Genomic DNA, 16,148 nt, shown 5'->3' on the forward strand with positions numbered 1-16,148 from the left:
ATGCCGGATTATCAGACGATCAGCCAAGAACTCGAAGGCATCGCCATCGAAGACAATCCGGCGCTGGTGCGCCAGAAGAGCCGCGATTTCTACTGGTATTCGCCGATCCTGAAGGCGCAGCTCGATAATGTGACGGCCGACCTCGTCGTCACGCCGAAAAACGAAGAAGAGGTCATCCGGACGTTGAAAGTCGCCTTCGCGCACGGCGTGCCGGTCACGCCGCGCGGCGGCGGCACCGGCAATTACGGCCAGGCGATGCCGCTTTCCGGCGGGATCGTGCTCAATCTGGCGGCCATGGACAAGATCAAGGAAATCCATCCCGGCCGCGTGATCTGCGAGCCGGGCATCATCATTGCCCAGCTCGACAAGCAGACCAAGGCTCATTCCGGCCAGGAACTGCGGTTCCATCCCTCGACGGCGCAGATGGCGACGGTCGGCGGCTTCATTGCCGGCGGCTCCGGCGGCGTCGGCTCGATCACCTGGGGCGGCTTGCGCGATCTCGGCAATATTCTGCGCCTGCGCGTCGTCACCATGGAGGCCGAGCCGCGCGTGCTCGATCTCACCGGCTGGGACCTGCAGAAGGTCAGCCATGCCTACGGCACCAACGGCATCATCACCGAGATCGAAATGCCGCTGGCGCCTGCCTATGACTGGGTCGATGTTCTCGTCGGTTACGATGACTTCATGGCCTGCGTGCGCTTTTCGGACGCGCTGGCCAAGTGCAACGGCATCCTCGTCAAGGAAATCGCCCCGATCGCCGCTCCGATCCCGCACGACTATTTCACTCGCCACAAGCCTTATATCCGCAAGGGGCAGTCGGTGGTGGTGTTGATGATCGCGCCGCATGCGATGGACGCCTTCCTGGCCTTCACCTCGGCCCACAAGGGCGAAGTGATCTTCCGCTCCGACAAGGTCGAGAGCATGAAAGGCATTCCGCATGCCTATGAACTTGCCTGGAACCACACGACGCTGCGGGCGCTGAAAGTCGATCCCGGCTTCACCTATCTGCAGGTTCAGTATCCCGGGCCGGATCACGTGGCCAAGGTCGCCAAGATGGTGGAGATCTTCGGCGACGAAGTTCCGGGGCATCTGGAGTTCATCCGGTTCGACGGGCAGATCCAGTGCTCCGGCCTGCCGCTGGTGCGCTACACCACCGAAGAGCGCCTTGAAGTGATCATCCGGATCCACCAGGATCACGGCTGCCCGATCTTCAACCCGCACCGCTATACGCTCGAGGAAGGTGGCATGAAGCGCACCGACAAGGTGCAGCTTGCCTTCAAGCATGAAACCGATCCCAAGGGGCTGCTGAACCCCGGCAAGATGATCGCCTGGGAGAACCCTGACTTCGATTTCAATGCCGGCAAGAACTATCTCTTCCCCGGCCTTGCCAGCGTCATGGAGGCCTCATGAGGGTTCTCGTGCTGCATTCGCATCCGGTGGAGGAAAGCTACGGCAAGGCCCTCTACAAGCAGACGCTGGAAAGCCTGCGCAAAGCCGGCCACGACGTGGACGGATGCGATCTTTACGCCGAGAATTTCGATCCCGTTCTTTCCCGGCATGACCGGCTCAGCTATCACGACTATCCCGGCAACACCGAACTGGTGAAATCCTATGTCGAGCGGCTGAAGCGGGCCGAAGGGCTGGTGCTGGTCACGCCGATCTGGAATTTTGGCTTCCCCGCAATATTGAAGGGATATTTCGATCGCGTCTGGCTTCCCGGCGTCTCGTTCGAACTGGTCGACGGCAAGGTGGAATCGCGGCTGCGCCATATCAGGAAGCTTGCCGCCGTGCTCACTTATGGCGCCACGCCGTTCCGGGCTTTTGTGGCCGGAAATCCGCCGAAGAAGATCGTCAAGCGCGTGCTGCGAGCCCAGATCTACCCGCTGCGGCCAGTCACCTTTCTTGCCCACTACGACATGAACAACTGCACTGAGGAAAGCCGGATACGCTTTCTGGAGAAGGTGAAGAACGCCATGGAGCGCTACTGAACATCCGGGCCGCAGCGACACCTCGTTCAAGCAGGGAATGCCGATGAAGAAGGTTTTCAATCCCTCATCCGTCCGCCGCCCGTTCGGACATTACAATCACGGGCTATTGGTGCCGCCGGGCGCCTCGCTGCTCGTGACCTCGGGTCAGCTCGGCATCGGCCCCGACGAGATCGTGCCGGAGGATATCGGCGCACAGGCGGAACTCTGCTTCGAGGCAATCAAGGCAATTCTCGCCGAGGCCGAGATGAGCTTTGGCGATGTGATCCGAATCTCCGCCTTTGTGACGAAACGCGAGGATTTCCCGGCTTATATGGCGGTGCGGGATCGCTATACCTTGGATCCGAAGCCGGCCTCAACGCTGATCATCGTCAGCGGCTTCACCCGGCCTGACTTTCTGGTGGAAGTCGAAGCGACGGCCGCCAAAGTATTCTGATGAAGCAGGCCCTGTGGGAGCGCCCGCGTCAGCCGCCCTCTCCCTGCGGCTCCTCAGCGCTACCCCCGATATCGCTGGCAAATTTTCGCATAAGCCGCACCAGCTCATTGAAATCGTGCTCGTCCCAGCTTGCGAAGATCGCGCGGCCCATCCGCTCGCGCGCGGCGTCGATGCGGTCCGTCATCACTTTGCCTTTCGGGCTGATGACAGCCTCGCGCACGCGGCGGTCGGCGGCACTTTCCCGACGCTCGACCAGCTCCAGGCTCTCGAGCTTGGCGACCTGCCTACTGACGGTGGTGTAGTCGCGCCCGGCGCGGTCGGCGAGTTCGACGACGCCGATCGGGCCGAGGCGTTCCACCGTCACCAGCAGCGGAAACAGGGCGCGATCGAGCGAAATACCTGCTTCGCGCACCATCTGCTCGTCGCGCTGGGGCCGGTTCATCACGCTGACGATTTCGATCAAAGCCCCATGCAGTTCGCGCAGCTTTTCCGATATATGTGTATTTTGCACATTTATTGTTGACGACATTTCGATTCTCCTATTATGTGCATAATACACATATGGAGACGACAGTGACACAGAATTCGACAATCGACGTGCTGATATCAGGGGCCGGCGCAGCCGGGCTGACGCTGGCGATCGAGCTGGCGCGGCGTGGTATATCTTTTCGCCTGATCGAAAAGTTAAACGACCCTTTCCGCGGCTCGCGCGGCAAGGGCATTCAGCCGCGAACGCAGGAGGTCTTCGAGGATCTAGGCATCCTCGACCGGATCGTCGCGCTCGGCGGCGCCTATCCCAAGCAGCGGGAATATCGCAACGACGGAAGCTTCATCGACTCCGACGCCATGGTGCGCGAGGAGGCGACGCCTGCCGAGCCCTATCATCTTCCGCTGATGGTGCCGCAGTTCCTGACCGAGAGGGTGATGCGCGAGCGCCTCATCGAGCTGGGACACCGGCCGGAATTCGGCTGCGAGCTTATCGGTTTCGAACAGGACGAGGCGGGCGTGACGGCGCAACTCAATAGCCAATCTGGCGACGAGACCATTCGCGTCCGATGGCTGGTTGGCGCCGATGGCGGCCGCAGCTTTGTACGCCACGCGCTGGATATCGGCTTTCCCGGCAAGACGCTCGGCGTGCGCGCCATCGTCGCCGATGTCGCGCTGACGGGGCTCGATCGCGACGCCTGGCATCGCTTTGGCGAAGGCGACATGCAGCGACAGCTGGCCCTTTGCCCGCTGGTGGGAACCGATCTGTTCCAGATCCAGGGACCGATCCCTCTCGAAGGCGAGATCGACCTTTCCGCAGCGGGTCTGACCGCCCTGGTGAGGGAACGCACCGGCCGCGAGAATATTGACGTCCAGTCGGTCTCCTGGGCCTCGGCCTACACCATGAACGCCCGGCTTTCCGACCGCTACCGGCTCGGCCGCATCTTTCTCGTCGGCGATGCCGCGCATACGCATCCGCCGACCGGCGGCCAGGGCCTCAATACCAGCGTCCAGGATGCCTATAATCTCGGATGGAAACTGGCTGCGGTCATCGCCGGCGCCCCCGATCAGCTGCTCGACAGCTACGAGGAAGAGCGCCGCCCGATTGCTGCGGCGATGCTTGGCCTTGCGACCAAACTTCTCGATGCGCTGAAGCGCGGTGACGTCAGACGTGGCCGCGAGGTTCATCAGCTCGATATCGGCTATCCCGAATCCTCCGTCGCGCTGGAAAAGCCGGAACGCCGCGGCGGTCTGCTTGCCGGCGACCGCGCGCCGGATGCCCCGCTCGCCGGTGCGGCCGGCCAGCCAAGGCGGCTGTTCGACATGTTCAGGGGCGCCCATTGGACCCTGCTCTGCTACGAGGTCGACGAGACAGTCGTGCCGCCGCGCAAGGGATTGCACATCCACAGGGTCGGCCGGAGCGGCGACCTCCTGGATGAAAGCGGGCATTTCCGCAGCGTCTATGCCTTGACGCCGGGCGACCATGTGCTCGTGCGTCCGGACGGCTATATCGGCGCCATAGTCGCATCCGGCGCCTCTTCAGCGCTGGAAGCCTATCTCGCCAAGGTCGGCCTCGGCATGACTGCGGAACGTCACGATGCTGAAACCTGCTGAGCAGCCGCAGGGGGCGATCCGAGCGGTTGGACCGGCGGCTAACGCTTCCGGTTTTCACCGTCGTCAGCCTTGGTGCCGCCAGCCCACGGGCAGAGCCTATACGGGTCCGGCCAAAGCCGCCGCGGCAGGGGCGGCTGAAGACTTCATCAGAGCGCATCGCGTTCGTATCGCGGCGTCCAGCCGCGCGCCATCCCGCGACTCATCACGCATTCGGCCAGCGCCAGTTGCCGGCGCAAATGCTTGCAGTCATCGAGCAGCGAGCGGATCGCCGCCTTGGCATCATCGTCATGCCAGGCGAGCACAGCTTCCACTTCCCAAGCATCATCGGGTTCCATCTGATCAAGCCTGGCCTGACGGGATTTCAAGCTCGGCTGCATCAGTTTAGCGCCAGCGGCAATTGGACCGGACGCGGCAAAGGCGGCAGCGGTCGGCTGAGTTCCACCTTTTTCTGCCAGGCGGCGCGGCGCTGCTGGTCCCGCTCGCGGGCCGCCCGGGAGGCTTCCACGAGGGCAAGGGCGTTGGCGATCACCTGTTCCGTATGTGTCATGACAATCTCCAATGTTCCCGTTCTGTTCTAATCTAGACTTTTGACTGGAGAAGTCAAGCGCCGGGACGAGCTTCGTGGAACGGGGAGAAAATCGGAACAAAGGCGCGGCCGCTGGTCAGTCGGCAGCTTCTATGACGGCGATGCCCGCCTCCTGCGCAGCCCTGATGAAGACGGCGCGCACATGATCCGGCGAGAGATCGCCGGTAATCGCATCCAGGCAGGCTTTGACCGCTTCGAAATATTCTTCGCCGTCGTCCACCGGCCAGTCACGGAGCAGCGTTCGCGCGGCATCCCACACTGAGTTGATAACGGCATAATGGCCAAGCCCCATGGAGGCCAGGCCGACCGGTCGAAAATTTGCCGTCTGTCTCACTTTGCTACAGCTTTTCCTAATTTCGGCGAGCTAACCGATACTTTGCAATTAGCATGCCGTTGGCAGCGGCCTTCGATCCTTGGCACCATGACCGTGATAGACACGTCTCTCCCGGCGGGATCCGGCAGGCGACGCTTGAAACGGGAAACGTCTGAAGCTTCTCGAGGGGTTCCGGAACTCTCGCTATCAGCATTAAACGACCGATTATGGTAATATCAGACTGAACTCATTACACCCACTCATCAAAATCGCCAATATCCATGCATATTCTGTCGGGCGTGCAGCAACGCGTTGCCTTCTCGGAAGCAACGCCTTGCAATGATCGGGCATTGATTGTCCCGAAGGTGGACGTGAATGAATCCAGATCGTACAATGCCCCCTCTTGCACGCGGCGGATCTGGGAGGACGCGCGATGCCTATCTTCATGGACCGACACTATCTCGAAGGAACGTCAGCCGCCGAGGTTGCGCAGGCGCATCGCATGGATATCGACATTCAGGATCGATACGGCGTCAAGTTTCTGACTTATTGGTTCGACGAGCGGCGCGGGACGGCCTTCTGTCTGGTGGATGCGCCCGATGTCGAAACCGTCCACTGCGTACATCGCGAGGCGCACGGTTTCGTCGCCAACGAGGTCGTCGAGGTGGCTCTGTCGGCCGTCGAGGCCTTTCTCGGTCGCATTAATGACCCCGATCCGGCGCCCGGCCAATCCGCGCCGCGGATGGATCCTGGCCACCGGGCGATCCTCTTTACCGATATTGTCGGCTCGACCGAGATGACGACGCGCCTCGGCGACCGCATGGGGACGGAGCTTGTCAGAGCCCATGACGCGATCGTGCGCCGGTGCCTCGGCAAAAATTCCGGCCGCGAAGTGAAGCACACCGGCGACGGCATCATGGCCGCCTTCGCGGCGACGACCGCGGCCGTCGAATGCGCCATGGCGATCCAGCAGGAATTCCAGCATTACAACGGCAGCAAGGCCGAGCCGATCCATGTTCGCATCGGACTCGATTGCGGCGAGCCGGTCGAGGACAGCAACGACCTCTTCGGCTCCACCGTGCAGCTCGCAGCCCGCCTCTGCGCGGCCGCAGCCAGTGACCAGATCCTCGTGTCGGAGAATATCTTCCGGGAATTTGGCGCCGGCGACCTCTTCGCCCATGCGACGCGCCGGCGCATCAAGGGATTTTCGAAGCCCGTGCTGGTCTTCCGCTGCGATTGGGCGGCCGCCAGCCTTGGCTAACGCGCGTCGCGACCGGGGCGACGCGCATAGATCCGGTGAAATCGGCTGAGAGCTGTTGCCGCTTTCCGCGGCTTGCCGCGCTCGGTTTGACTGCCGACCAGTCGAGATCCGCGACCAGACTCACCGCTTATGACGTGGCGGCACGCCGGCTCAGATCATCAGAGCTGGTTCTTCAAGCATTGCCGACGTTTCGATCGCCCATCCCCTCGAATTTGGGTCCACTGTCGAGCATGCCCGACATCTTCAGAAAACGGCGGAAATTCTCGCGTGCGGCGCTGAGAGGAAATGCCCCCTTGGCGGTATCCCTGCACGCCTTCAGCAGCGTGTCATACGCCAGACCTCGCTTGTCCTGCGGCCACTCATCCAGAAAATCGAAGATTTCGTCGAGACATGTGATCTCGGCGACGAAATGCTGACGATGAAGAAAAACCGGCTCGAACCGAGCTTCCGACATAGTAACCTCCCATTTATATTACTTTTTTATGGTTTTATATTAATAAAAATCGCCGATTTGTTCAAGACAAAATCGGGAATCATTCACTTGGTAACACTGCGGACTTACTTCCATAACCGCAGAATAGTCCGAGCCGATCGTCCGGTATACCATATGATGAAGAACGATAGCCCGATTGTCTCCATCAGATGAGCGTGATCGCCCTCGCCGGTCCTCGCATCTGTTTGTGCCGGCGTGATAGATTACCGACACCAACCTCAGGAGAAGCTCAGATGACCCGATTCCTCACATTGGTCGCAACCAGCACGATGATCGGCGCATCCGCGCTCACGGCTTCCTGCACCTCGCCCGCGAGGCAGGACCGGGAGGATTATCAATATCAGCTGGATACTTCGAGGAACCCGGCCTGTGCGGGCGGATTCAGACCCGGCAATGCTCGCTCGTGCAGTTATTGAAAAGTCCGTTTATGCCAATGGGAGGTTTGGCGCATCAGGAGCCGGCATAACCGTTGCAGAGCGGTCGATCGCTTGCATAGCCAAGAGAAACATTGGAAACACCGTGGATCCTACGCTGAACAAAGATTTCCTTGAATTCCACTCACTGCCGCTGGACACAGTCGCTGCGATTATCGACAGAGCCGACCAGCTTGCGAAGCATTGGGCGGGCCGCACCATGCCGCAATCCCTGCATGGCAAACGGGTGGGCATTATCGTCGACGACACGGGATGGCGGAATACGGCCGCCTTCGATCTCGGCGTCAAGGCTATGGGCGGCGTCTGCGTGCAACCGCCGATCAGCTTCAACACCCGCGAGGCCACCGCCGATCTCGCAGGCTATCTCGATAACTGGTTTGATCTCCTCGTCGTCAGGACGAAGGAACTTGCTACCTTGCAAGAGCTCGCAGCCGTCATGCATGCGCCTGTCATCAATGCCCGAACAAGACTAAATCATCCGTGCGAAACGCTCGGCGATCTCGCCTACATCAAGAGCGTCAGGGGATCATTGGACGGCCTCAAGGTTGTCGGGATCGCGCCAGATGCCAACATTCTTCGTTCCTGGGTCGAGGCATCGAAATCCATGCCCATCCACGTCGTCCAAGTCTACCCGGAGCGCTGGCAAGTGGCCGATCCCAATCTCCTGAACCCGAATTTCGAAATCAGCCGGGATATCAGGCATGCCCTTGAAGCGGATGTCATCATCACGGACTCGTGGCCGAAAGAGGCAAGGGAAAACGAGCTGGTCGCGTATCAGCTAACAGCAACGCTTCTCGATAAGGGACAGCGCGACCTGATCTTTTTGCCATGCCCGCCAGTCGCAAGAGGACAGGAAGTAACTGCCGACGCGATGTCGCACCCCGTCTGTCAAAGCCGTCCCGCAAAGGAATTCCTGCTGCATGCCCAGAACGCACTCATGGAGTGGGCGACATCTTGACGATCCGGCGTTGCGCCTCGACATGATCCGGCCCGCGACCCCTCGGCGCAGATGAGCTTTCCCACTCCCCCAATTGTGTCGTTTTCGCATCACTTTCCCTACGGTTGTAAATTCCCTCTTGGCAATGGCGAATTGCTTCGCTACAAAAACGCTACCGCTTCAGATCGAACAAAAGGGAGGCGTTGAATGACATCAGCAATCATCGAAGTCTTCCCGTGTGGTATGTCCCGACGCTAGGTCATATCCCTTCGCGACCCGCCTCAAGCGCGCGCGACATGCGGTTTTCTCTTTCTTCAGCCCGACTGATCTGACGGCATTACTTTGTCTTCCGCGCGGGCTGTGCCTTTCAACTCTCGATTTTGAGGACCGGTTTCCGATACGGGCCGGGCTGTATAAAATGACTCGCAAGAAGCTCGATTTCCGCGCCGATGCCTATCGTCACGTGCTCGGCTTTGTTTTTCATCATTGGACTCACCGGCCTGCATTGGTCGGCATCATCATCGTGCTGGTAATTTCAAGCACGCTGGCCGAAGTCATGGTGCCGGTATTTTCCGGCCGGATCGTCGACGCCATTGCCGGCGGCAACGCGGTCGACAGAGCGCTCAGCGCCTTTGCCGTCGTTGTCATCCTCGGCTTTATCAGCGTGGCACTGCGCTGGTTCATCTTCAACGGCATCATCCGGCTGACGCTGCGCATCATGGCGGATGTGGTCAATAACGGTTTCCACAAGGTGCAGCGGTTTTCGACCGACTGGCACGCCAACAGCTTCGCCGGTTCGACGGTGCGCAAGATCACCCGCGGCATGTGGGCGCTCGATTCGCTCAACGACCTCTTGCTGGTCGCGCTGCTGCCGTCCATCGTCATGCTGGTCGGCGCCAGTATCGTCCTCGGCAGCTACTGGCCGATCATGGGCCTGATCGTGGCGGCGGGGTCGCTGATCTATATCGGAGTCACCGTGGCGCTTTCCGTGGGCTTCGTGTCGCCGGCGGCAAGGCTTGCCAATGCTTGGGACACCAGGCTCGGCGGTGCGCTGGCAGATGCGATCAGCTGCAATTCGGTGGTCAAGGCCTTCGGTGCGGAAAACCGCGAAGAAGCCCGCTTGCGCCATGTGCTGGGTAAATGGGACAGCCGGACGCGGCGGACATGGAAGCGCGGCACTTTGAGCGGCACGATCCAGGGCTTCATGATGGTCTCTATGCAGGCCGGCATTCTGGGAACGGGCCTGATCATGTGGCGGCAGGGGCTGGCGAGCCCCGGCGACATCACCTTCGTGCTCGCCATGTTCTTCGTTCTGCAAGGCTATCTACGCAATGTCGGCCAGGACATCCGCAATCTCCAGCGTGCCGTCAACGACATGGAGGAGTTGGTGCTGCTCGACAGGATGCCGCTCGGCATCGAGGACAAGCCGCACGCCAAGCCGATTGCGATCGGCGCGGGCGAGATCGTCTTCGATCGCGTCACCTTCCAATATGGCGCTCATCCCGACCCGCTTTACGAGGACTTTTCGGTCACCATCAGGCCGGGCGAGCGTGTGGGGCTGGTTGGACATTCTGGCTCGGGCAAGACCACTTTCGTCAAGCTCATCCAGCGCCTCTACGATGTGAACTCGGGCGCCATCCGCATCGACGGGCAGGACATCGCCGAGGTCAGGCAATCGAGCCTGCGCGGCCAACTCGCCATCGTGCAGCAGGAGCCGATCCTGTTCCACCGGACGCTCGCGGAAAATATCGCCTATTCCAGGCCGAACGCCTCGCGGCGTGAGATCGAGCAGGCGGCGAAACAGGCCAATGCGCACGGCTTCATCATGGACCTTCCGAAGGGCTATGAGACGATGGTCGGCGAACGCGGCGTCAAGCTGTCGGGCGGCGAGCGGCAGCGTGTCGCCATCGCCCGCGCCTTCCTGGCTGATGCCCCGATCTTGATCCTCGACGAGGCGACGTCGAGCCTCGACAGCGAAAGCGAAGTGCAGATCCAGCAGGCTATGGAACGCCTGATGGACGGCCGCACCACGCTTGTCATCGCCCATCGGCTGTCCACGGTGCGGGCGCTCGATCGGCTGCTGGTATTCGACAAGGGCAAGGTCGTCGAAGAAGGCGACCACCAGGCGCTGATCCGGCTCAATGGCGGCATCTATCGCCGGCTGTTCGAGCGGCAGGCGCTGGAATTGACCAAGGGGCTGGTGGCTTGAATCGAAACGCCAGGGCTGATGCTCTGGCGTCTCTTCTTCTGCATATGCGGCTGATATTATATGCGTCTGACATTGCCGCATCAGGATTGGCGGAGCGCTTCTACGATCACCTTGAAGGCGGGCGAGTTCTGCCGTCTGCTGGGGTAGTAGAGATGATAGCCGGGAAAAGACGGGCACCAGTCGTCAAGAACCTGCAGCAGGCGCCCCGCCTCGATTTCGCGGGCGACAATGTCCTCCGGCACATAGGCGATGCCGTAACCTTTGACCGCAGCATCGATCATCGCGTAGGTCGTGCTGAACGTAAGCTGCCCATCGACCCGGACCCGCAGTTCCCTGTCGTCCTTTGCGAACTCCCAGGCATAGAGACCGCCCGAGCGCGATTGCCGGTTGTTGATGCAGATATGGCCGACGAGGTCCTGCGGCTTTTCAGGCGCAGTGCGCCTTGCGAAATAGTCCGGCGATCCAACGGCGACAAGGCGCCAGTCCGGACCGATCCTGACAGCGATCATGTCCTTGTCGACGCTTTCGCCGAGACGCACGCCGGCATCGAACCGGTCTTCGACAATATTGCGAAAGCCGTTATCCGTGTTCAACTCCAGCCCGATGTCGGGATAGTGCTTCAGCACATTGCGGAGTTTCGGCCAGACGATGCTCTCCAGGGCGTGGTCGGACAGGGTGATCCGGACAGTCCCCGAAGGCTTGTCCCTGATCTCCATCAACTGGTCGATCTCGGATTCCAGTTCCTCTATGCGCGGCGCGAGCGAGCGGATCAGCCTCTCCCCCGCCTCCGTCGGCGACACGCTGCGTGTCGTCCGGGTCAACAGCCGCAAACCTATCCGCGCCTCGAGCTTCTTGATCGTGTGGCTGATCGTCGATTGGGACGTGCCGAGCTTCGCCGCCGCTTTGGTGAAGCTGCGCTCTTCGGCCACAGCGAGGAACCACAGCATATCATTCAGGTCTTCCCGCTTCATGGATCGCCCTCTCCGTCCTTACGATTAATGTCGAGAATCGATAGGTCCATGAGAATTGCAACGATCAATTCCGGAAGTCAGCTCAACTTCTGTTGAGCGCCAGAGTGAACGGCAGGCTGTTATCAGACCGGAAAAACAACTCGAGGCTCACGACAGGGCGAAGATCCTGACCTCCCTGCCGATGCCCTGAAGCTCCGCCATTCGCGAGGCGGACGTGACGCCGCTGTCGCGCAGGATCTCCGACACATTGGCATCTTCGACGATCGCCTCGGTCGTCATGATCACATTCGGGTCGGCAAGGCCCTGGACGCGGGAGGCGATATTGACCGTCTGGCCGAAATAGTCCTGCCTGTCGTTCAGGTTGACGGCGAGGCACGGTCCCTCGTGGATGCCGATCTTCAGCAGGAGGTCTTCGCTGCCGTGTTCGGCATTCAACCGGCGCATCGCCTCACGCATCCTCAGCGCCGCCGCCACCGCCCGGTCCGGGCTCGGAAAGGTCGCCATCACGGCATCGCCGATCGTCTTGACGACCGCGCCGGCCTCGGTGGCAACGATCTCGTGAAGAACGCGGAAATGCGCCCGCACCAGATCGAAAGCGGCGAGATCGCCGACTCGCTCATAGAGCGCGGTCGAGCCCCTGAGATCGGTGAACAGGAATGTCAGGCTGGTGATCTTCAGGCGCTGGTCGACGTCGAGCGTATCGGTCCTGTAGATGTCGCGAAAACTCTGGTTCGTCAGCAGGCGCTTGGCGGTCAGAAACTCCCGCCTGCGGCCCAGGAGGTCGTGCAGATCATCGCCGGCAATGCAGACATTCGGCACCACCCGGCCATCGGTGTGGTTCTCGAGCGTGAGCCGCAGCAAGCCGGGTCTCAGCGTCACGGTTTCGTTCAAGGCATGCCCGCGGCTGATGACCATCGAGAGGTTCTGGCGTTCCTCCGTGGGCTCCCCCTGCACATCGATGAACTGCGCCGAATGGGTCACCGCATCGAAGATGATGACGAATTGCGCCGGCAGCTGCAGCGACACGAAGGCCTTCTCACCCGGCGCCAGCTCGATCATCTCCAGCAGGATGCGGTCGAACCTGGCTTCGAGATCCTCCGGCAGGTCGACTCCGGAGCTGAAGAAAATCTGCCGGTAATATTCGAGCGGCGGCAGCCGGTCGGGCTCGTGGGCGGCAATCCGGCGCGCGCGCGGACTGACCGTGAAGGTGACTTCGACCATCTCGTCGAGGGTCGGTTCGTATCCGGCCGCGCAGAGAGCGCAATGATAGCTATCCTGGTTAACCCCTTTGAGGGTTGCGCCGCTGTCGAGAACGCCGCCGCATCCCGGGCAAAGCACGTTCCAGGTCATCTCGAAGGCGCCGATGCGCGCCGCATGCAGAAAGGCTGCAATGGTTTTCTCTTCATCGAGGTGGTGCTTGGCGGCGAAGGCGAGCGCATTGACGCGATTGAGATCACGATCGGCGCCGTGCTTGACGACGTTTTCGATGCACTCGACCGTCTGCGGGTCAGCCGCCTGTCGCAGGCTGGCAAAAAGCACGTCCACTTCGCTCATCGGACAAGTCTCTGTACTGACAACACGGCCGATAAGGCCAGTCCCGTGATCATAACACGGGACGTTCCCAATAGAAATCAAAGGGACCCGGGATGCCGCTCGTTTCCCGATCGTCAAGCTTGGAAGCCGCTCGAAATAGGGCATCGGATCGGTCGTTACGCCACTGCATCACCACTGCGAAAATCGGTGGAAACAGCGCACAAAAAGTGAACGTCACCCCCTCGACTTCCGCTACAATCAGTCGTTTCGGCCTCTTGGGGCAGATCGCAAAGGAGAAACGATGGATCGTCTCGTCGGTGCGGATGAATGGGCTCGATCGGCAGATCGGGCTGACGAGGCCGGGTGTGCGGAGGGTCTTGCGCGGGATATTACCGCGATCAAGATCGGCGACTGCCTGCTGGGTTACAAGGCCGTGCAGCGCCGCATGCGCGGCGGCCGCTGGAATCATTTCCGCGGCCGGATGCGCGAGATCGAGAAATTGATCCGGCATCGTCATGGCGAGATCGTGCCCGAGGCGGATGACGCCTTGATCTATGTCGAGGTGATCGCCGGCCTCGCCTTTGTCGAGTTCAAGGAAGGCTTTGTCGAGGTGGTTCTCGGCTGGGCGGCGCGCTGGCTGCCCTGGGCTGAGAAAACTGCGATCGAGGAAATCATCTACGAGCGGACGAAACTGCGCTTTTCTCCGCTGACCGCCGACGCGCTCGGTCACGCCCTGCATCTGAGCTATGCGGAACGCAGCGCGCTCGACATTCGCACCATCGGCGCCTTCGACGTGCCGAAGGCGAAAAGAGCAAAACTGCAGAAGGCAAAGCAGCGCCAGCGCGACCGAAGCCGAAAGGAAGAGCAGCGGCGGGCCGCCGGCGCCGTTTCCAGGGCCGACTATCTCGACAATTCACTCAGCGCAGCCCGCCCCTGGGAGGCCTTCGGCATCAGCCGCCGCACCTGGGAGCGCCGGGGCAAACCGATGCCGGAGCCAATGCCGGACGTCGCGCCGATTTCGCTGGCCGCCTAGCTCAGCGGTTTTTTCGCCCTGTCAGCGGGGCGGCCCGAACCAGGTGTTCATCGCAGCATTAAGGCCATCCTGGGACGCCTCGCCCACCCAGGCCACATATCCGTCCGGCCGGATCAGCACCGCGGTCGGCGCTGCGACCGCCCCCAGCCCCGGCAACTCCCATGGCCCGTCATAGCGCGCATCGACCAGAGGCACGCGGTCTGACCATGGCCCGGTGTCGAGGCTGCCGCGCGGCCCGAGGTTTAACAGCACCGGTCCCGCCTGTTTCAGCAGGCTAAAGACACGCAAGGGGCCGTCCGGGGTGACCAGGTCGAGATCAGGCATGCGGCGGCCGAGCAACGGGTGCCCCTCGCCAAAATCATAACGGATGCCAAGTCCGGACATCTCGGCGGCGATCTTCTTGCGCGCCTCCTCAAGGCCAAGCAGCTCCAGCACGACCTCTCTGAGAGCCTCGGTGCGATCATCAGTCCGTTGCAACGCGACCTGCGCCATCGTCGTGCGCAGCACGCGGGCGGCGACTGGATGCCGTTCGGCATGATAGGTGTCCAGCAGGGCCTCAGGCGATATGCCCTTCACCACCTGGGCCAGCTTCCAGCCGAGGTTCACCGCATCCTGCACACCGGTATTGAGCCCCTGCCCGCCGACCGGCGAATGCACATGCGCGGCATCGCCCGCCAGCAGCACCCTGCCCTTGCGGTAGACCTCCGCCTGCCGCGACATGTCGGTGAACCTGGAGATCCACTTCAGGCCGTGGATGCCATAATCGGTTCCGCAGGCGGCGATGAGCGCTTGCCTGAGATCATCAAGCGTCGGCTCGCCTGTGCCGCCGGCCGTCTGTTCCGTCACCATGACGTTGATCGGACCTTCGCTGGCAAAAACCACCTTGCCGTCGCGGATTTGATATTCCTCGAGACCGAAAGCATGCATGCCGAGCGCCGTGCGGTGGACGCCGAGTGGCGGCTCCTCCTCCATCTCGGCCTCGGCGAGAATATTGCTGGTGGTCGCTTCCCATCCCGGAAAGGCGATGCCGGCGATCTTGCGGACCAGGCTGCGGCCGCCATCGCAGCCGACGAGATAGCCTGCGCGCAGCGACGTCCCATCGGAGAGTTCGAGGGTGACGCCGGCCTCGTCCTCTCTGAAACCGGTCAGTTCGCGGCCGCGATAGATCGTCACCGGCAGCTCGCCGACCCAGCCGGCCAGGATCCGCTCAATATGCTTCTGCCGCAGCGCCAGCCCATAATTGTGCCGGGTCGGAAAATCGCTGATATCGAGCCGCGTGACCGCAAATCCCGTGACCTGGGCGATCTGCCCTTCCGCCAGGAACGGATCGACGATGCCGCGCTGATCGAGAACTTCGAGCGTGCGCGAACTCAAGCCGCCGGCCCGAGAACCGACGATCTCCTGATTCTCGCGCCGTTCGACGATGGCGACATCGACGCCCGCCAGGGCCAATTCGCCCGCCAGCATCAGCCCCGTCGGCCCTCCTCCCGATATCACGACCGCATGTTCTCTCATCCGCGAACTCCTCTGTTCACACTGTCCGAGCGCAAAATCCGCCATAGCGGGCCGACCCGGCTCGGTTGACTCTCCCCACTTTCGTGATGCCTGTTCGGGTGCCGATTTCCCGTGTCGCAGGTTGTTCCCCCTATAAACATAAGCTCCCTAATGGTGGGAAGGACTTGCGACAGAATTTCTGCCTTGCTTTCCAAAGCCATGTTGGTTGCCGCTTGCGGGGTGCCTCGCGGTGGCGCGCGGGCGTTTCAGCACGACCGGACCGGGTGGGCGCCGGCTCTGGCAGAACGCTTTCGGTTTCACCATTCGTTCTCGAAGGGCGACCGATTCAATAGCATCTTGACA

Annotated in this window: 17 protein-coding genes; 8 read left to right on the forward strand and 9 right to left on the reverse strand. The window is 61.4% G+C overall.

Annotated features, from left to right (window positions below; all coding sequences use genetic code 11):
* From GGD53_RS13745 to GGD53_RS13755, 3 genes are read left to right on the forward strand one after another with little or no spacing between them, the layout of a single operon-like run.
* Window positions 1-1,410: an FAD-binding oxidoreductase gene (locus tag GGD53_RS13745; RefSeq protein ID WP_184456819.1), complete on the forward strand. Its 1,410-nt coding sequence runs from the start codon at window positions 1-3 to the stop codon at window positions 1,408-1,410.
* Window positions 1,407-1,988, forward strand: a complete 582-nt coding sequence (locus tag GGD53_RS13750; RefSeq protein WP_184456821.1) for an NAD(P)H-dependent oxidoreductase — start codon at window positions 1,407-1,409, stop codon at window positions 1,986-1,988. The genes GGD53_RS13745 and GGD53_RS13750 overlap by 4 nt, the downstream gene beginning before the upstream one ends.
* Window positions 1,989-2,031: 43 nt before the next feature.
* Window positions 2,032-2,421, forward strand: a complete 390-nt coding sequence (locus tag GGD53_RS13755; RefSeq protein WP_184456823.1) for a RidA family protein — start codon at window positions 2,032-2,034, stop codon at window positions 2,419-2,421.
* 28 nt (window positions 2,422-2,449) lie between these two features.
* Here the strand turns inward: GGD53_RS13755 and GGD53_RS13760 are convergent, their stop codons facing one another.
* A complete protein-coding gene (locus GGD53_RS13760; RefSeq protein ID WP_184456825.1) occupies window positions 2,450-2,950 on the reverse strand; it encodes a MarR family winged helix-turn-helix transcriptional regulator in 501 nt (166 codons plus the stop codon).
* 44 nt (window positions 2,951-2,994) lie between these two features.
* On the opposite strand from GGD53_RS13760, the gene GGD53_RS13765 reads away from it, so the two are divergent.
* Complete coding sequence (locus GGD53_RS13765) at window positions 2,995-4,521, forward strand: FAD-dependent monooxygenase (protein WP_184456828.1); 1,527 nt, start codon at window positions 2,995-2,997, stop codon at window positions 4,519-4,521.
* Between the two features lie 146 nt (window positions 4,522-4,667).
* On the opposite strand, the gene GGD53_RS13770 is transcribed toward GGD53_RS13765, so the two are convergent.
* From GGD53_RS13770 to GGD53_RS13780, 3 genes are all read right to left on the reverse strand, one after another.
* Window positions 4,668-4,898 (reverse strand): hypothetical protein, encoded by a 231-nt coding sequence (locus GGD53_RS13770; RefSeq protein WP_184456830.1) that lies wholly within the window; start codon window positions 4,896-4,898, stop codon window positions 4,668-4,670.
* Entirely contained in the window at window positions 4,898-5,068 is a 171-nt protein-coding gene (locus GGD53_RS13775; protein ID WP_164517744.1) for a hypothetical protein, read from the reverse strand. The genes GGD53_RS13770 and GGD53_RS13775 overlap by 1 nt, the downstream gene beginning before the upstream one ends.
* Before the next feature lie 115 nt (window positions 5,069-5,183).
* The gene (locus tag GGD53_RS13780) at window positions 5,184-5,441 is read right to left on the reverse strand and encodes a DUF982 domain-containing protein (protein ID WP_085778099.1); all 258 of its coding nucleotides are present in this window, start codon (window positions 5,439-5,441) and stop codon (window positions 5,184-5,186) included.
* 412 nt (window positions 5,442-5,853) lie between these two features.
* Here GGD53_RS13780 and GGD53_RS13785 point away from each other — a divergent pair, with 412 nt between their 5' ends.
* Window positions 5,854-6,681: a nickel-binding protein gene (locus GGD53_RS13785; protein WP_184456832.1), complete on the forward strand. Its 828-nt coding sequence runs from the start codon at window positions 5,854-5,856 to the stop codon at window positions 6,679-6,681.
* A 172-nt stretch (window positions 6,682-6,853) separates the two neighbouring features.
* On the opposite strand, the gene GGD53_RS13790 is transcribed toward GGD53_RS13785, so the two are convergent.
* Complete coding sequence (locus GGD53_RS13790) at window positions 6,854-7,135, reverse strand: DUF982 domain-containing protein (RefSeq protein WP_184456834.1); 282 nt, start codon at window positions 7,133-7,135, stop codon at window positions 6,854-6,856.
* 558 nt (window positions 7,136-7,693) lie between these two features.
* Between GGD53_RS13790 and GGD53_RS13795 the strand changes: the two genes are divergently transcribed.
* Window positions 7,694-8,566, forward strand: a complete 873-nt coding sequence (locus GGD53_RS13795) for an ornithine carbamoyltransferase (RefSeq protein ID WP_348647418.1) — start codon at window positions 7,694-7,696, stop codon at window positions 8,564-8,566.
* Window positions 8,567-8,963: 397 nt separating this feature from the next.
* Window positions 8,964-10,754, forward strand: a complete 1,791-nt coding sequence (locus GGD53_RS13800) for an ABC transporter ATP-binding protein (protein ID WP_184456836.1) — start codon at window positions 8,964-8,966, stop codon at window positions 10,752-10,754.
* 80 nt (window positions 10,755-10,834) lie between these two features.
* On the opposite strand, the gene GGD53_RS13805 is transcribed toward GGD53_RS13800, so the two are convergent.
* The 3 genes from GGD53_RS13805 to GGD53_RS31690 form a co-directional block, all read right to left on the reverse strand.
* The gene (locus GGD53_RS13805) at window positions 10,835-11,725 is read right to left on the reverse strand and encodes a LysR family transcriptional regulator (RefSeq protein ID WP_184456838.1); all 891 of its coding nucleotides are present in this window, start codon (window positions 11,723-11,725) and stop codon (window positions 10,835-10,837) included.
* Between the two features lie 147 nt (window positions 11,726-11,872).
* Window positions 11,873-13,279, reverse strand: coding sequence for an adenylate/guanylate cyclase domain-containing protein (locus GGD53_RS13810; RefSeq protein WP_184456840.1), 1,407 nt, complete (start codon window positions 13,277-13,279; stop codon window positions 11,873-11,875).
* A 49-nt stretch (window positions 13,280-13,328) separates the two neighbouring features.
* The gene (locus GGD53_RS31690; protein ID WP_246717775.1) at window positions 13,329-13,775 is read right to left on the reverse strand and encodes a hypothetical protein; all 447 of its coding nucleotides are present in this window, start codon (window positions 13,773-13,775) and stop codon (window positions 13,329-13,331) included.
* On the opposite strand from GGD53_RS31690, the gene GGD53_RS13815 reads away from it, so the two are divergent.
* Window positions 13,692-14,291 carry a hypothetical protein gene (locus tag GGD53_RS13815; RefSeq protein ID WP_348647419.1) on the forward strand — a complete coding sequence of 200 codons (600 nt, stop codon included), beginning with the start codon at window positions 13,692-13,694 and terminating at the stop codon, window positions 14,289-14,291. The genes GGD53_RS31690 and GGD53_RS13815 overlap by 84 nt on opposite strands.
* Before the next feature lie 21 nt (window positions 14,292-14,312).
* Here the strand turns inward: GGD53_RS13815 and GGD53_RS13820 are convergent, their stop codons facing one another.
* Window positions 14,313-15,806: an FAD-dependent monooxygenase gene (locus GGD53_RS13820; protein WP_184456844.1), complete on the reverse strand. Its 1,494-nt coding sequence runs from the start codon at window positions 15,804-15,806 to the stop codon at window positions 14,313-14,315.
* Between the last annotated feature and the right edge of the window lie 342 nt (window positions 15,807-16,148).

This window comes from Rhizobium aethiopicum, assembly GCF_014197535.1.
In the GTDB taxonomy this organism is placed as follows: domain Bacteria; phylum Pseudomonadota; class Alphaproteobacteria; order Rhizobiales; family Rhizobiaceae; genus Rhizobium; species Rhizobium aethiopicum_A.

Excerpts from the sequence above, each read along its gene's own strand:
- GGD53_RS13745 (WP_184456819.1), top strand. The coding sequence starts at position 1 with ATGCCGGATTATCAGACGATCAGCCAAGAACTCGAAGGCATCGCCATC.
- GGD53_RS13750 (WP_184456821.1), top strand. The coding sequence starts at position 1,407 with ATGAGGGTTCTCGTGCTGCATTCGCATCCGGTGGAGGAAAGCTACGGC.
- GGD53_RS13755 (WP_184456823.1), top strand. The coding sequence starts at position 2,032 with ATGAAGAAGGTTTTCAATCCCTCATCCGTCCGCCGCCCGTTCGGACAT.
- GGD53_RS13760 (WP_184456825.1), bottom strand. The coding sequence starts at position 2,950 with ATGTCGTCAACAATAAATGTGCAAAATACACATATATCGGAAAAGCTG.
- GGD53_RS13770 (WP_184456830.1), bottom strand. The coding sequence starts at position 4,898 with ATGCAGCCGAGCTTGAAATCCCGTCAGGCCAGGCTTGATCAGATGGAA.
- GGD53_RS13775 (WP_164517744.1), bottom strand. The coding sequence starts at position 5,068 with ATGACACATACGGAACAGGTGATCGCCAACGCCCTTGCCCTCGTGGAA.
- GGD53_RS13785 (WP_184456832.1), top strand. The coding sequence starts at position 5,854 with ATGCCTATCTTCATGGACCGACACTATCTCGAAGGAACGTCAGCCGCC.
- GGD53_RS13790 (WP_184456834.1), bottom strand. The coding sequence starts at position 7,135 with ATGTCGGAAGCTCGGTTCGAGCCGGTTTTTCTTCATCGTCAGCATTTC.
- GGD53_RS13800 (WP_184456836.1), top strand. The coding sequence starts at position 8,964 with ATGACTCGCAAGAAGCTCGATTTCCGCGCCGATGCCTATCGTCACGTG.
- GGD53_RS13805 (WP_184456838.1), bottom strand. The coding sequence starts at position 11,725 with ATGAAGCGGGAAGACCTGAATGATATGCTGTGGTTCCTCGCTGTGGCC.
- GGD53_RS13810 (WP_184456840.1), bottom strand. The coding sequence starts at position 13,279 with ATGAGCGAAGTGGACGTGCTTTTTGCCAGCCTGCGACAGGCGGCTGAC.
- GGD53_RS31690 (WP_246717775.1), bottom strand. The coding sequence starts at position 13,775 with ATGACGATGCCGGATCAATTTCTCGATCTCGCGCATCCGGCCGCGGAA.
- GGD53_RS13820 (WP_184456844.1), bottom strand. The coding sequence starts at position 15,806 with ATGAGAGAACATGCGGTCGTGATATCGGGAGGAGGGCCGACGGGGCTG.